The sequence below is a fragment of the Serratia sp. BIGb0234 genome (assembly GCF_024809915.1).
Classification (GTDB): domain Bacteria; phylum Pseudomonadota; class Gammaproteobacteria; order Enterobacterales; family Enterobacteriaceae; genus Serratia; species Serratia liquefaciens.
Genome location: NZ_JANUEI010000001.1, coordinates 123,373 through 137,005 on the forward strand (window position 1 = coordinate 123,373; position 13,633 = coordinate 137,005).

Consider the following 13,633-nt stretch of genomic DNA (forward strand, 5'->3'; position numbering starts at 1 on the left):
CCGCGATACTCTGATTGAATACGCTATAATCTTCATGAATTATTAAGCGCAGGAGGCATAATGAGAGGAAGTGACTTTGCAGAGCTGCGCGCTTTTGCTGCCATTGTGGAGCATGGCGGTTTTGCCCGTGCCGCAGCGCAACTGGGTATGTCCGCTTCCGCACTCAGCCAGACTCAGCGTAATCTGGAGACCCGGCTTGGTGTTCGGCTGTTGAATCGTACCACTCGCAGCGTGGCGCTTACCCAGGCGGGGGAGCAGCTGTTAGCGCGCCTTTCGCCGGCCTTGGCCGAAATTGAGGCCGCCGTCACCCAGACGGCTGCGCTGCGTTTACAACCGGCGGGCACGCTACGCCTTAACGCGTCCGGTTTGGCGGCGATTTATTATCTGGCCCCGTTGTTAGCGCCGTTCAATGCACATTATCCCGATATTGTGGTGGATCTAAGCGTGGACGATCGGCTGGTGGATATTGTTGCCGCCGGTTTCGACGCGGGCGTACGTTTGCATGAGCGGCTGGAAAAAGACATGGTGGCGGTTGCGCTGGGAGGCGAGCAACGCATGTGTGTCGTCGCATCGCCGACATACCTGGCTCGTTACGGCGTACCACAGACGCCGGATGCGCTACGACAGCATCGTTGCCTAAATACTCGCTGGCCGACCAACGGCAGTCTCTATCGCTGGGAGTTCGAGCGCGGTGGCGAAAAGCTGGAGATTGCAGTGGAGGGGCCCTTGATCGTGGATGAACCGCAGGTTCTGGTGCGTGCTGCTATGGATGGGCTGGGGATTGCCTACTTGTTCGAGAGCCAGGTGGCTGAGGCCCTGAGGGACGGCCGGTTGCTTTCGTTGCTCACGGCCTGGACGCCGCCTTTCCCCGGATTTTACCTTTATTATCCCGCTAATCGGCAAATGCCGCGGCCGCTGCGCGCGTTTATTGACTTCGCCCGGCAGCAGGGTTAACGGTCAGGAGCGAGCTGATAAGCATCCGGTTTTTTTGAATAACTCTGTCAGATAAATTTGGTATTCACCCCGGAGACAGTTGATTAGATTGGATCAGAGTATCCCCGGGTGCCATAGGCACCCTTATACAACGATCAGGGAGTTTCTAATGGCGAAGACAGTGGTAATTTTTCACTCCGGCTACGGCCACACCGAACGTTTGGCAAACGTGGTTGCACAAGGTGCCGAAGCTGAACTGATCGCTATCGATCAGGAAGGCAATATCAGCGATGAAGCCTGGCAAAAACTGGATGAGGCGGATGCCATTATCTTTGGTTCGCCGACCTATATGGGGGGCCCGTCCTGGCAATTCAAAAAATTCGCCGATGCCAGTTCAAAAGCCTGGTTTACCCGCAAATGGCAGGACAAGGTTTTTGGTGGCTTCACTAACAGCGCCAGCCTGAACGGCGACAAGCAGGTGACGCTGATCGCGCTGCAAACGCTGGCCTCTCAGCATGGTGGTCTGTGGGTCAGTCTGGGGCTGATGCCTGCCAATACCAAGGCGGCGCAACGTACCGATGTGAACAACCTCGGCGGGTCCGTTGGGCTGCTGGTGCAGACCCCAGCAGACGCCGGCGTGGATGAAATGCTGTCGGGCGATCTGGAAACGGCTACGCTGTACGGCCAGCGCGTTGCGGCATTTGCCGCCAAATTGGCTTAAGCGCGATTCCCTTTCACTGATGAAGGGGAAGTTAACCAGGCATGGCGAGATTCATTGCGCGCGCTATTTTTTTCGCTCATTTTTTCTACACAATTGGGGCGTAAATTAGTGTGCGTTATTAGCCTGCTTGGGCTAACACTGCATTTCGTACAAATATTCCCGGTTCCTAGGCCGGGTTTTTTGTTGCTAAGGTGGGCTTAAGCTTCCGGCGATACAATGAGCGGCAACAGGGTCATGCAATGATCGTGTCGTAACTGTCAATTAGCTGCTCTTCAAGCGAGCCCGCATTGCGCGGGCTTTTTTTATGAATTGCGCTTCGTTGCGTCTTACCGGAAAATAATAACTGGCAGCATGGCTTGAGCGGTAGGTAAAATACCCATCTTATTATTATGGTTTTGGCGTTGTGATCATCGGTGATGGTTTACGCTATGCTGTTAGATATCCTTGAACATTATTTTCGGGCGGGTGAAAATCCGTTTCGCATTGCAGGATACCGGTGAGCGATGGCGTTAAGAGCATTCTGTTAATTAAAAACGAATCTATCTTTGTTGCTGATCTGTCTGTATTTTTTAATTTTAACACTGATTGTTATGTCTTCCTCATCATGTCGGGCGAGGGAATATGCATAGAATTGCTCTGGTGATTATAAATATATGGATAAGGCGATGAACGCCAGAATAAACCCCAAGCAGGGATTGCCGGTCGCCATCCAGTTGATCACGCTTTTTCTGCTGGCCTATTTACTTTCCCTGCTGGGTATTTTTACACGTCCAATAGGTTCGCTTTCTCTGTTTTGGCCGGTGAATGCGATTTTACTCGGTCTATTATTACGCAAACCGGCCTATGCCAGCCCTGCGGGGTGGTTGATCACCTATCTGGGGATGATCGCCGCCGATTTGACCAACGGTGAAAGCCTGTCGCTGGCGCTGTGGTTGAATGCCTGCAACATGTCCCTGATTGCTACCGGTTACGGTGTGATGCTGCTGTTGCCGCAGTCGCAGCGCCGAATGGGCAAACCTCAGGCGATCCTCTATATGTTTACTGCCAGCCTGAGCGGTGCGGCAGTGGCATCGACACTGTCGATACTGCGCAATGACAGCCTGTACAACAACACGGCGATTATCGCCTGGCTGGCGTGGTTCAGCGAACAGTTCTCGACCAACCTGCTGTTGCTGCCGGTATTGCTGGCCGCCCCGCGGCTTAAACAACTGCTGCGCCTGCAGATCAATTGGCAGCTGCGTGCCAGTATGCCGCTATTGGCGCTGCTGTTTTCACTGGTATTTAGCGTGTATATCGGCGGGCCGGGGGCGATTGCTTTTCCGATCCCTGCGTTGCTGTGGTGCGCGGTCCGCTATCAGTTGTTCACCGTGACGCTGCTGACATTGCTAACCGGCATGACCGAGATCAGCAGCATTTCGGCTAACCTGATGCTGTATGAAACGCCGAACAACCATAATGCCTACCTCGATACGCTGATGTCAGCCCGTCTGGGCATTGCCATGTTGGTCATGGGGCCGCTGATCCTTTCCAGCTCAATCGCGGTTAACCGTAAGCTGCTGCGGCGCCTGGAGCACAGTGCCAATCATGATTTCCTTACGGGCGTCTTGGCGCGTAATGCACTGACGCGCAAGGCCGGTGAAATGCTGGAGCACAAATATAAATCGAAAGAAGCGGTGTCGCTGCTGTTGATCGATATTGATCACTTTAAACAGATCAATGATACCCACGGCCATTTGGCCGGCGATCAGGTATTGGCTTCATTCGCCCACATTGTCAGGCGCGAGCTGCGTCACGATCAACTGTTTGGGCGTTTGGGCGGTGAAGAGTTTGCCATTATGTTGCCGCGCGCGCTGGCGGCGCAGGGTGTGGCGTTGGCGGAGCATTTACGGCAATTGGTGCAAAAAACCGAGTTGTATCCTGGTGGCAAGGTTCCGCTAAAAATCACTATCAGCGTTGGCGTCGCCAATCTGGCGATGAATGAGGTGAAATCGCTGGAACAGCTGATGAATATGGCTGATATCGCGCTTTATCGCGCCAAGTCGCAGGGGCGTAACAGGGTGGAGTCGTTTAATGTGATCAGTGGCAACAGCGTGGACCACATTCTGTTTAAATAAAGGCGTCAGTTCTGCTTGGGTTCAAACTCGGTGCCGCAGTTTGGGCAGATCAGCATGACTTTTTGCCGCAGCATCGAGCACTTTTGAGTCGTCACATAGGCGCATTTCGGGCAGGCGATTTGGGTTGAGCGGTTGATGAAACCTTTAACACTGCTGGTATCAGACATAATAAATGGCCTGTGTCAGGTGAAAACCCACGCTAACACAGGTGATATCAAATTGCTTTGAATGTTTTTTATACGCCTGGAAAGGGATTACAGGCTTTTAAGCACTTTCAGCGTTTCGTCCATGTCGATCTCGTGCTCGGAGAAGGTATGGGTGTCGTTCTGGAAGGTGGTGATGGTCAGCATGCGCAGCGTTTGCATGGTCTGGGACGCGTCCTCAGACTGCGGGCGGATGCGGTTCATCAGCAGGCCAACCGACAGCACGGTATTTTCTTTATCCACGTCCGCTTTCACCGGCACTTCCTTGGTGAAAGTATTAAAGGATTTGATGCTGGTGATTTTGATTCTTTCGTTGGCGATGATGATGTACTTGCTCGACGCCAGCACCTTGACCGCAAATGCCGACGGGCCTTTGGTGTTGTTGGTCGGTTCGAAAGTCACCGCCGCGTTTTTCTTAATCAGCTCCGGGTTTTGCACTTTAATCACGTGAAAATAACGATTTTCCCCGTTCTCATCGGTAATAAAGCCGAAGCCTTTGTCTTCAAAAAAAGTCGTTATCTTGCCGTTCATCATCATTCTCATAAAGTCGTTCAATACAGTGCTTATGATAGCGCGGAATGCCTTGCAGTGACAGATTGCGTGCCCGGCATTTGATAATGCGATAACGGCATTTAGCCGCGTGGTGGCCGCATGCTATTTTCAGCCTGACTTTATTCATTTCTGAAAGGGAAAATCGATGGGAATTAAACGGCTTAACCACGCGGTGTTGTATGTCAGTGACGTGCAGCAAAGCGCGGACTTTTATCATCAGGTGCTGGGATTCAAGCTCAAACCTTCAGGCAGCCCCGATAAAGCGGTGTTTACCCAGGCGGCCGATTCGGATAATGATCACGATTTGGCGCTGTTCAGCAAGAACCTGGGGCAGCAGCGGGCCGGTGTTTTTCGCGCTAACGGTGAGCCGCCGGCGGAAAACGAACCTCCGGCCGGGTTGTATCATCTGGCCTGGGAAGTCGATAGCCTGGACGAACTGGAGCGCATTCGCGATCAATTGGCGCAGCGGGGCATTCTTGGGCTGGAGGAAGACCATGGCGTGCACAAGAGCATTTACGGTCATGATCCAGACGGACTGTTGTTTGAAGTGACCTGGTTTATTCCGTCAGCGTTGCAGACAGAAGAAGATCGCAACCAGCACGGCATCAAACCGCTGGATTTCGTCGCCGAAAAACGCCGTTTCGCGCAGGCATGATAGAACGGGGCGCCGTTGGGCGCCCTGCAGTTACAGAACCTTATTGAGAAAGTTGACGGTGCGGTGATGCTGCGGATGGTTCAGTACCTGTCGCGCATTCCCCTGTTCGACGATTTGCCCATCGACCATAAAGACAATCTGATCCGCCGCTTCGCGCGCAAAGCCAATTTCATGGGTCACCACCACCAGCGTAACTCCCAGATCCGCCAGTCCTTTGATGACGTCCAACACTTCACCAACCAGTTCCGGATCCAGCGCCGAAGTCGGTTCATCGAACAAAATCACCTTTGGATTCAGCGCCAGAGCACGAGCAATGGCGATACGCTGTTGCTGACCACCGGACAGGTGACGCGGGTAGGCATCCGCCTTGTGCCGCAGGCCGACGGTATCCAACAGTTGATAAGCGACCTCTTTGGCCTGGGCTCGCGAGTAAATCTTATGTACCACCGGCGCTTCAACGATGTTTTCCAGGACCGTCAGGTGAGGGAACAGGTTGAAGTTCTGGAACACATAGCCAACGTTGATGCGCTGCTTGAGAATGGCGTTTTCTTTCAGCTCATACAGCTTGTCACCCTTGCGTCGGTAGCCGACGTAGTCGCCGTCGATACGGATAAAACCTTCGTCGACGCGCTCGAGATGATTAATGGCCCGCAGCAGGGTGGACTTGCCGGAACCTGAGGGACCAAGAATGACCGTGACGGTTCCCGGCTGCAGCGTCAGGCTGACGTCGTCCAGCGCTTTATGCTTGCCGAAATATTTGCTCACGTTGCTGATCTCAATCAGGCCGCGGGCCGGTACCGGGACAATGTTGCGCACCGGCGCTTCGCGCAGGGCATAATAATCAATGGCTTCGGACATGGGATCCTCCTAACGTTTTAACCAGCCGGCCAGTTTCTGCCATGGCGTTGGCGGCAGTTCGCGGACCGCGCCCCGGGCGAAATAGCGCTCAATGTAATACTGAATGACCGACAGTGCGGTGGTGATGAACAGGTACCAAATCGTGGCGACCATCAGCAGTGGGATCACCTGCTGAGTGCGGTTATAGATCACCTGAATGGTGTAAAACAGCTCAGGCAGCGCCAATACGTAAACGATGGAAGTGCCTTTCGCCAGGCTGATGATTTCGTTGAAACCGGTCGGAACGATGGAGCGCAGCGCCTGCGGCAGAATGATACGAAAGGTGCGCCGATAACCCGGCAGGCCAAGCGCCGCCGCGGCCTCATGCTGGCCGTATTCCACGCCGAGAATGCCGCCGCGGATGATTTCTGCGGTATAGGCCGATTGCACCAGCGTCAGCCCCAGCACCGCCACGGAGAACTGGCTGAGAATATCGATGGTCGGATAGCTGGCGAACACCACCGAAGTAAAGGGAATACCTAACGAAATCGCATCGTACAGGTATGAAAAGTTATACAAAATAATCAGCACCAGAATCAGCGGCAGTGAGCGGAACAGCCAGATATACCCCCACGCCAGCGAGGCCAGCAGATAAGAGCGTGACAGCCGCGCCAGCGCCAGCAGGGTGCCGAAGATGATGCTGAACAGGGTGCCAAGCAGCGTCAGCAGCAGGGTCTGCCCCAAGCCCGACAGCACCGCCGGTGCAAAGAACCACTCGGCGAATACGCCCCATTCCCAACGTTCGTTAGCCGCCACCGACTGGACGATGGCCGCCAGAATAAAGACTGAAAACAGCGCGCCCACCAGCCGTAGCGGGTAGCGTGCGGGAACCACTTTTAACACTTCTTGTTTGGACATTGCAGATCTCCTGAAACAGATAAAAAAGGGTTAAGAAGGGGGCTGCCCCCTAGGCAATCTTCCTTTCCGGCGCGCAACAGAGTGCGTCCGCTGTTGTCAGGCTTTTGCGAAACGGCAGTCGGCCGTCGTAGGGCGGGCGGCTGTAGACCTCACTGTCGACGCTGGGATCGAACTGTGGCTGATAGCCGTTGCTCAAATACAGGCCCACGGCCTCCGGCTGGCGAAAGCCGGTGGTCAGATAGAGCTGACGATAACCCTGTTCCAGCGCCAGCGTTTCCAACTGTTGCAATACCCGCTGCGCCAGCCCCTGTCGGCGCAGGTCTGTTCGGGTCCAGATACGCTTGAGCTCGGCAGTTTGCGGATCGTAGCGTTTGAAAGCGCCCATGGCGATGGGCTCTCCGGCCCGCAGCAGCACGATAAAGGCACCCTGTGGTGGGGCGTACAGATCCAGCGTTTCCTGCTCCTGGTCACCAAAATAGTTGCCGTAGCGTCGGCGGTACTCGTCGAACAACCCTGCGATCACCGGTTCGATCAGCGGATCGTCCGGCAGCGTTTGGATAAAAACGTCATTTGCCATCTGTATGCTCCTAATCGCCCAAGCCCTGTGGGTTGATCTCCGAGTGCGGGATGCGTTCGACGCTCTCACCCCAACGATTCAATACCTGATCGTATTGCCCCCCCTGGATCACCCCGTTCAGCGCTTCGTTCACTGCGTACACCAGGCCATTGCCTTTTTTGGTGGTGACGGCAATGTGCGCCACTTTTGGCCAGCCGCCGTCTACCGTGCCCGCCAGTTTGGTACGGCCATTGAGCGCAGCCTTGTAGGCACCCATCACATTGGGACCGAAATAAGCGTCGGCGCGGCCGGACTGGAGAGCCAGTGTGGCGGCGGCATCATCGGTGACGTAGACAGGCTGCAGCGGTTTCAGCCCTTGTTGTTGGTTCTGTTTGTCCCAGTCCAGCAGAATGGCTTCCTGGTTAGTGCCTGAGCCGACGATGATCTTCAACCCGGCGATGTCTTTGGCCTCTTTAATCGAAGTGATCTTGCCGCCCGATTTCACGTAGAAGCCGAGGGAATCGATGCGATAGGTGGCGAAATCAAAGCGTGTCTTACGCTCTTTGGTCACGGTGACGTTGGTGATGGCGGCGTCGTATTTGCCAGAGGCGACGCCCAGCGGCCAGTCCTCCCACGAGGTTTGCACCACGTTCAGTTCCAGGCCCAGACTGTCGGCGACCAACTGTGCGATGTCGGATTCGCTGCCAATCAACGTTTTATTGTCCGAGGCGAACAGCGCCAGCGGCGGGGTATTGAGCGCGGCAATCGCCACGGTGAACTTGCCCGGTTGCACGAAATGGAAACCTTGCGGCAGTTTGGCGATCGCCTGCGGGTTTTTCGCCACATGAATGCGGGTTTCATTGGCTTTTAAATCGATGCCGGTGCCGGCTGCCAGCGCCGTGCCGGCCAGGCTTAACGAAGCCAGTAGTGCGGCAACGGCGGTGACGGTAAAGGTATTTCGCATAGCAGCTATCCCTGAAAATAATATTATTGTTATTGGGTAAATTGGTTCAGTGGCTGCTTCAGGCCAAGGTGATCGCGCAGCGTGTCGCCGTTGTAATCACTGCGGAACAGGCCGCGTTGTTGCAAAATGGGCACTACGCGGTCGACAAAGTGGCTGAATGAATTTGGCGTACCGCCGCTGATGATGAAACCGTCGGCGGCCTGGGTGTCGAACCAGTTTTGCAGGCCGTCGGCCACCGCTTCCGGCGTACCGCCGAATACCGGACGTGGTGAGGCCGCCTCCAGCGCCACTTCACGCAGCGTCAGATTGCGCTCACGGGCGTTGCGTTTGATGGCGTCGGTGGTGCTGCGAAAGCTGTTTTGCCCCAGGTCGCCAATGTCTGGGAAGGGTTCATCCAGCGGGTGACGCGAAAAGTCATAGTGCTCAAAGTAGCGGCCCAGATAATTGAGCGCATTTTCGATGCTGACCAGGCGCGCGGTTTCCCAATACTGACGCTCCACGTCTTCATTATCGTCACCGACGATCACGCTGACGCCCTGGAAGATCCGCAGGTCATCCGGTTCGCGCCCTTGTTCCACCAACTGTTTTTTGACGTCCTGATAAAATGCTTGCGCCTGTTGTTGCGATTCATGATGAGTGAAGATGGCATCGGCGTGTTTGGCCGCCAATTGCTTGCCGTCTTCCGAAGCGCCCGCCTGGAACAGGATCGGACGGCCCTGCGGCGTACGGCCAATATTCAGTGGCCCCTGAACAGAGAAGAACTCTCCCTGATGGTTCAGGGTATGCAGTTTTCCGGCACTGAAAAATTCGCCGCTCTGCTTGTTGCGCACGAAGGCATCGGCTTCCCACGAGTCCCACAGCCCTTTGGTTACGTCGAGGTATTCGCTGGCAATGCGGTAACGCAAGCTGTGTTCCGGATGTTCGGCGCGCGAGAAATTTTTCGCGGATCCTTCCAGTGGCGAGGTGACAACGTTCCAGCCCGCCCGGCCTTTACTCAGGTGATCGAGGCTGGCGAACTGGCGAGCCACGGTAAAAGGATCGCTGTAGGAGGTGGATAATGTGCCCACCAGGCCGATTTTGTCGGTCGCTGCGGACAGGGCGGCAAGCAGGGTTAGCGGTTCAAAACGATTGAGAAAGTGCGGGATGGACTTCTCATTGATATATAAGCCGTCGGCAACAAACACGAAATCCAATTTACCCTGTTCGGCTTTTTTCGCCGTGGCAATATTAAAATCGAGATTAATACTGGCGTCGGCGGTGGCATCCGGATGCCGCCAGGCAGACATATTTCCCGACGCGCCATGCAAAATGGCGCCAAGACGTAATTGCCGTTGATTATTCGCACTGTTGCTCATTGCTTTCACCCTGTTAAATGCCGGTGTGGCGCTCTCTTTAGAGCTCCACTATTGATTAGCGTCATCAGGATGTAAAACAACAAAACAGCATATTCAAATGTTGAAAATAGCAAATATAACGGTGAGGGAAATAATAAATCGCAGCGCAGAATACTCTACGCCGCGAAATAATAATCAGACAGGTTTACACGTTGCTGGTGGCTTTTTCCGGCACCGTGGTTAATTGTTGCAGCGTGCGCTCCGCCAACAGTTCGAAATATTGCGAAGCGGGGAAAATCGCCTGTTCATCCGGATTGAAACGCGGATGGTGCAGGCCGAACTCGCTTGCCGAACCGATGCTGACGAACACGCCCGGGACATGATGCAGATAAAGCGCGAAGTCTTCGCCGCCCATTTGTAACTCGGCTTCTTCCACCCGGTAACCCGCTTCGGCGGCGACGGTTTTGCTGAACGCTGCCCAGCGTGGGTCGTTGATGACCGCCGGTGGCCCAGCCTGCCAGCGCAATTCTGCTTCTGCGCCAAGCGAGGCGGCCACGCCGTTAATCACCTGGCGGATTTTATCCGGTACCTGACGGCGAACCGCATCACTGTGGGTGCGCACCGTGCCCTCCAGCTCTACGGTCTGCGGCAGAACGTTCCAGGTATTGCCGCCCTCGATACGCGTGACGCTCACCACCAGGGATTCCAGCGAACTGAAGCTGCGGCTGGGCAGGGTTTGCAATGCGGTAACGATCTGGCTGGCGGTGACGATGGTGTCGACCCCTTGCTCCGGCTTGGCAGCGTGCGCGCCCTTGCCGGTGATCAGAATTTGGAAACGATCGACGTTGGCGTAAAACGGGCCTGCTCGGGTGGCAAAGGTGCCGGTCGGCAATTCGGGGGCATTGTGCAAACCGAACACTGCCGCCACGTTATCCAGCGCACCGGCGTCGATCAGGTGTTGAGCTCCGTTGAAGGTTTCTTCTGCTGGCTGGAAGAAAATACGCACCGTACCGGGCAGAGTCGCCTCACGCGCTTTCAACAAGTGCGCGGCGCCGAGCATGACCGACGTGTGAAAATCATGTCCGCAGGCGTGCATCACGCCGCTGTTTTGCGAGCTGAACGGCACGCCGGAAATTTCTTCGATCGGCAAGGCGTCAATATCGCCACGCAGCGCAATGATCGGCCCCTTGCCACTGCCGATTTCGGCCACTACGCCAGTCTTCAGCCCGAGCGGCAAAATACGGATACCGGCCTCTTCCAGCCAACGGGTGAGGCGGGCGGTCGTGGCAAACTCATGGTTGGACAGCTCAGGGTTCTGATGCAGTTCACGGCGATAGGCGATGATTTTTTCGGCCAGTTGGCTGGTCATAGTCTTGGCTCACAGTGGTTAACAAGTTTTAACCCTAGTGCAGCGCGGCCGGAAGCAAAAAGACTATATGGTTATATTTCATAGCGATTGTGTCTGCATCACGCCGTCAATACGCGTTGACGCCCCATCAAACAGGCGTTCGACCGCTGTTCGCTGGGGTTTAGAGAGGATTGGACTGCCCGTGGTGGCAATGGCCAAGGGGGTAGGCGGTTTACAGCGGCGGAGACGGATTTTTTCACTTTTTATCGTTTTTATGTGATCCAGGTTGTGGACAAAATCCCGTCTAATTGCTGTACTGTACTGGACACACGTTTTGTGTCTTACATTCACGTTAAAGGTAAGTTTGATGTCTAAGATTAAAGGTAGCGTTAAGTGGTTTAATGAATCCAAAGGCTTCGGCTTCATTACTCCGGAAGATGGTAGCAAGGACGTTTTCGTTCATTTCTCTGCCATCGCTAGCAATGGTTTCAAAACTCTTGCTGAAGGCCAGCGTGTAGAATTTGAAATCACGAACGGTGCCAAAGGGCCATCTGCTGCTAACGTTATCGCTATCTAAGCTACAGTAGCCGAAATTCTTAAAACCCGCTCTCAGAGCGGGTTTTTTATTGCCTTTTTACGACGATTTACGCCTGCGGTTTACGTACCAGCAGCTTAAACAGCAGGATGGCGATGGCATAACAGCCGACGATGGTTAGCGCCATCGACACGCTGGAGGTGCCGCCCAGGCCGGTAAGTGGCACGCTGCAGGCACCCAAAGCAAACATGCTCACGCCAATCAATGCGGAGGCGCTGCCGGCTTTGTCCCCTTGGCTTTGCATCGCCAAAGATGACGCCGTAGGGCCCACGATGCCGATCACCGCTACCGAGAAGAACAGCGGCACCAGCAATAGGACCAGCGGGGCATGCAGGCTGGCAGCCAGCAACAGCAGCAGCGAGGAAACCGCAGCCAGCGTTAAGCCGCCTTTCAGCACCTTTCTTTCTCCCCAATGTATGCTCAGGCGACTGGAGATTTGCGCCGAAATAATCAGCCCGACGCCGTTGATGGCGAAGCACAGGCTGAACATCTGCGGGCTGAGGCCGTAAATCTGTTGCAGCACGAAAGGAGAGGCGCCGATGTAGGCGAACATCCCGGCCATGACGAAACCTTGCGTCAGGCACAGGCCCATAAATTGGCGTTGGGTCAGCAAGCCGCCCAGCGACTGCAACATCGCCAAAATTCCGCCCTGGCTGCGACGTTCCGCGGGCAGTGACTCGCTGAGCTTCAAACTGGCTAGCGTAAACAGCAGCACTGCGATACCTGCCAGCACGCCGAAAATTCCTCGCCAGTCCATGAACTGCAGCATGGCTCCCCCCAGCACTGGCGCAACGATCGGCGCCAGGCCGTTAACCAACATCAGCAGGGCGAAGAACCGTGTCAGTTCATGCCCGGAATAGAGATCGCGGGCTATAGCGCGCGAAATGACGGCACCACCGGCCCCGGCCAGCCCTTGCAACAGGCGGGCAATCAACAACTGGTCGATATTCGGCGCCAACGCGCACCACAGTGACGCGAACAGCAGCAGCGCTAACGACACCAGCAGCGGACGCATGCGGCCGAGCTTGTCGCTGTAAGGGCCGAAAATCAGCTGGCCGACGCCTAACCCCAGCAGGCCGGCGGTCAGGCTGAGCTGTGCCGTGGCGGTAGAGGTATTCAGCTCTCCGGCCATCTCCGGCAGAGCGGGCAGGTAGAGATCGATGCACAGCGGCCCCAGTGAGGCGAGCAGGCCAAGCACGAGCGCGTACACCAGACGTTGTCTGGCTAATGGTCTGGTCATAAGGATTAAGGTTTCCTGAACAGGTGAGAGATAGCTTGTTGGTATAAGCCGTTCAGCAAGCTGACGTCGGCTTTTTGTGTGGTGAGTATGCGATAGCCGGTGCCTTCGCTTAATACGGCAATAAATTCCACCCTGGCGGCAATTTCCTGCTCGCTGAAATATGGGTAGAGCCGACGCAGGCTTTGGCAAACATGATGAAACAAGCGCGTTTCCGCATCGCTGAGCATTTTCGCCACCGTCGGGTTACGGGTGGCTTCAGCGGTCACTTCCAGCATCAGCATGTGATCGGTTTCAGTTTCGCCCGGTTGCTGAAACAGGCTGCGTGCTGCCAGAGTGCCGGCGATCAGGTTGATATGGTCGCCGAGATCTTCCAGGCGGCGCATTTTACTGGCGATGATGCGGTTGACGATTTCTTCGATGATGGCGTCTTTATTGTCGAAATAGCGGTAGATCTGGCCAACGCTCAGCTGCGAGGCATGCGCGATTTCCGCCATGCTGGCGGCGTGGAAACCGTGCTGGCGAAAGCAGAGTTTTGCGGCGTCGACAATCTGATCGCGGCGGGCCTGTACTTTAGCCTGCTTGCTGTCGCTGGTGGATATCATGTCCCGATCCTTTGCCAAGAAATGTGTTGTTCACCTTCTGGGTGTGAACGTTCATTCTCAA

At 55.2% G+C, this 13,633-nt stretch carries 15 protein-coding genes; 5 read left to right on the forward strand and 10 right to left on the reverse strand.

Translation table 11 applies throughout. From position 1 onward, the window contains the following. Positions 1-60: 60 nt before the first annotated feature. The 3 genes from M2407_RS00715 (at position 61) to M2407_RS00725 (ending at position 3,768) form a co-directional block, all read left to right on the forward strand. Entirely contained in the window at positions 61-954 is an 894-nt protein-coding gene (locus M2407_RS00715) for a LysR family transcriptional regulator (RefSeq protein ID WP_174573860.1), read from the forward strand. Positions 955-1,102: 148 nt separating this feature from the next. Then, complete coding sequence (locus tag M2407_RS00720) at positions 1,103-1,654, forward strand: flavodoxin family protein (RefSeq protein ID WP_020825595.1); 552 nt, start codon at positions 1,103-1,105, stop codon at positions 1,652-1,654. A 665-nt stretch (positions 1,655-2,319) separates the two neighbouring features. Further along, complete coding sequence (locus M2407_RS00725; protein ID WP_259216547.1) at positions 2,320-3,768, forward strand: sensor domain-containing diguanylate cyclase; 1,449 nt, start codon at positions 2,320-2,322, stop codon at positions 3,766-3,768. Positions 3,769-3,773: 5 nt separating this feature from the next. On the opposite strand, the gene M2407_RS00730 is transcribed toward M2407_RS00725, so the two are convergent. Then, the gene (locus tag M2407_RS00730) at positions 3,774-3,935 is read right to left on the reverse strand and encodes a YnfU family zinc-binding protein (RefSeq protein ID WP_020825597.1); all 162 of its coding nucleotides are present in this window, start codon (positions 3,933-3,935) and stop codon (positions 3,774-3,776) included. An 87-nt stretch (positions 3,936-4,022) separates the two neighbouring features. Beyond that, positions 4,023-4,502 (reverse strand): cold-shock protein, encoded by a 480-nt coding sequence (locus M2407_RS00735; protein WP_041415242.1) that lies wholly within the window; start codon positions 4,500-4,502, stop codon positions 4,023-4,025. A gap of 166 nt (positions 4,503-4,668) precedes the next feature. On the opposite strand from M2407_RS00735, the gene M2407_RS00740 reads away from it, so the two are divergent. Continuing rightward, the gene (locus M2407_RS00740) at positions 4,669-5,178 is read left to right on the forward strand and encodes a VOC family protein (RefSeq protein WP_259216548.1); all 510 of its coding nucleotides are present in this window, start codon (positions 4,669-4,671) and stop codon (positions 5,176-5,178) included. 30 nt (positions 5,179-5,208) lie between these two features. On the opposite strand, the gene M2407_RS00745 is transcribed toward M2407_RS00740, so the two are convergent. From M2407_RS00745 to M2407_RS00770, 6 genes are all read right to left on the reverse strand, one after another. After that, positions 5,209-6,036: an amino acid ABC transporter ATP-binding protein gene (locus tag M2407_RS00745; RefSeq protein WP_020825600.1), complete on the reverse strand. Its 828-nt coding sequence runs from the start codon at positions 6,034-6,036 to the stop codon at positions 5,209-5,211. Between the two features lie 9 nt (positions 6,037-6,045). After that, positions 6,046-6,933, reverse strand: a complete 888-nt coding sequence (locus M2407_RS00750) for an amino acid ABC transporter permease (protein WP_020825601.1) — start codon at positions 6,931-6,933, stop codon at positions 6,046-6,048. Positions 6,934-6,982: 49 nt separating this feature from the next. After that, positions 6,983-7,510: a GNAT family N-acetyltransferase gene (locus M2407_RS00755; protein WP_046374299.1), complete on the reverse strand. Its 528-nt coding sequence runs from the start codon at positions 7,508-7,510 to the stop codon at positions 6,983-6,985. Between the two features lie 10 nt (positions 7,511-7,520). Next, entirely contained in the window at positions 7,521-8,453 is a 933-nt protein-coding gene (locus tag M2407_RS00760) for an ABC transporter substrate-binding protein (RefSeq protein ID WP_048759511.1), read from the reverse strand. A 29-nt stretch (positions 8,454-8,482) separates the two neighbouring features. Further along, positions 8,483-9,808: an LLM class flavin-dependent oxidoreductase gene (locus tag M2407_RS00765; protein WP_020825604.1), complete on the reverse strand. Its 1,326-nt coding sequence runs from the start codon at positions 9,806-9,808 to the stop codon at positions 8,483-8,485. Positions 9,809-9,992: 184 nt separating this feature from the next. After that, positions 9,993-11,156, reverse strand: a complete 1,164-nt coding sequence (locus tag M2407_RS00770) for a M20 peptidase aminoacylase family protein (protein ID WP_115059652.1) — start codon at positions 11,154-11,156, stop codon at positions 9,993-9,995. Positions 11,157-11,502: 346 nt separating this feature from the next. On the opposite strand from M2407_RS00770, the gene cspE reads away from it, so the two are divergent. Further along, entirely contained in the window at positions 11,503-11,712 is a 210-nt protein-coding gene (gene cspE, locus M2407_RS00775; RefSeq protein ID WP_002210315.1) for a transcription antiterminator/RNA stability regulator CspE, read from the forward strand. Between the two features lie 67 nt (positions 11,713-11,779). Here cspE and M2407_RS00780 read toward each other — a convergent pair whose 3' ends face one another. Then, positions 11,780-12,970, reverse strand: coding sequence for a multidrug effflux MFS transporter (locus M2407_RS00780; protein WP_020825606.1), 1,191 nt, complete (start codon positions 12,968-12,970; stop codon positions 11,780-11,782). A 5-nt stretch (positions 12,971-12,975) separates the two neighbouring features. Continuing rightward, a complete protein-coding gene (locus M2407_RS00785) occupies positions 12,976-13,572 on the reverse strand; it encodes a TetR/AcrR family transcriptional regulator (RefSeq protein WP_020825607.1) in 597 nt (198 codons plus the stop codon). Positions 13,573-13,633 lie beyond the last annotated feature (61 nt).

What these genes read in the sequence shown, in the direction of transcription:
- M2407_RS00755 (WP_046374299.1), bottom strand. Translation starts at nt 7,510, where the DNA reads ATGGCAAATGACGTTTTTATCCAAACGCTGCCGGACGATCCGCTGATC.
- M2407_RS00770 (WP_115059652.1), bottom strand. Translation starts at nt 11,156, where the DNA reads ATGACCAGCCAACTGGCCGAAAAAATCATCGCCTATCGCCGTGAACTG.
- cspE (WP_002210315.1), top strand. Translation starts at nt 11,503, where the DNA reads ATGTCTAAGATTAAAGGTAGCGTTAAGTGGTTTAATGAATCCAAAGGC.
- M2407_RS00785 (WP_020825607.1), bottom strand. Translation starts at nt 13,572, where the DNA reads ATGATATCCACCAGCGACAGCAAGCAGGCTAAAGTACAGGCCCGCCGC.
- M2407_RS00735 (WP_041415242.1), bottom strand. Translation starts at nt 4,502, where the DNA reads ATGAACGGCAAGATAACGACTTTTTTTGAAGACAAAGGCTTCGGCTTT.
- M2407_RS00730 (WP_020825597.1), bottom strand. Translation starts at nt 3,935, where the DNA reads ATGTCTGATACCAGCAGTGTTAAAGGTTTCATCAACCGCTCAACCCAA.
- M2407_RS00715 (WP_174573860.1), top strand. Translation starts at nt 61, where the DNA reads ATGAGAGGAAGTGACTTTGCAGAGCTGCGCGCTTTTGCTGCCATTGTG.
- M2407_RS00760 (WP_048759511.1), bottom strand. Translation starts at nt 8,453, where the DNA reads ATGCGAAATACCTTTACCGTCACCGCCGTTGCCGCACTACTGGCTTCG.
- M2407_RS00740 (WP_259216548.1), top strand. Translation starts at nt 4,669, where the DNA reads ATGGGAATTAAACGGCTTAACCACGCGGTGTTGTATGTCAGTGACGTG.
- M2407_RS00745 (WP_020825600.1), bottom strand. Translation starts at nt 6,036, where the DNA reads ATGTCCGAAGCCATTGATTATTATGCCCTGCGCGAAGCGCCGGTGCGC.
- M2407_RS00765 (WP_020825604.1), bottom strand. Translation starts at nt 9,808, where the DNA reads ATGAGCAACAGTGCGAATAATCAACGGCAATTACGTCTTGGCGCCATT.
- M2407_RS00720 (WP_020825595.1), top strand. Translation starts at nt 1,103, where the DNA reads ATGGCGAAGACAGTGGTAATTTTTCACTCCGGCTACGGCCACACCGAA.
- M2407_RS00725 (WP_259216547.1), top strand. Translation starts at nt 2,320, where the DNA reads ATGAACGCCAGAATAAACCCCAAGCAGGGATTGCCGGTCGCCATCCAG.
- M2407_RS00750 (WP_020825601.1), bottom strand. Translation starts at nt 6,933, where the DNA reads ATGTCCAAACAAGAAGTGTTAAAAGTGGTTCCCGCACGCTACCCGCTA.
- M2407_RS00780 (WP_020825606.1), bottom strand. Translation starts at nt 12,970, where the DNA reads ATGACCAGACCATTAGCCAGACAACGTCTGGTGTACGCGCTCGTGCTT.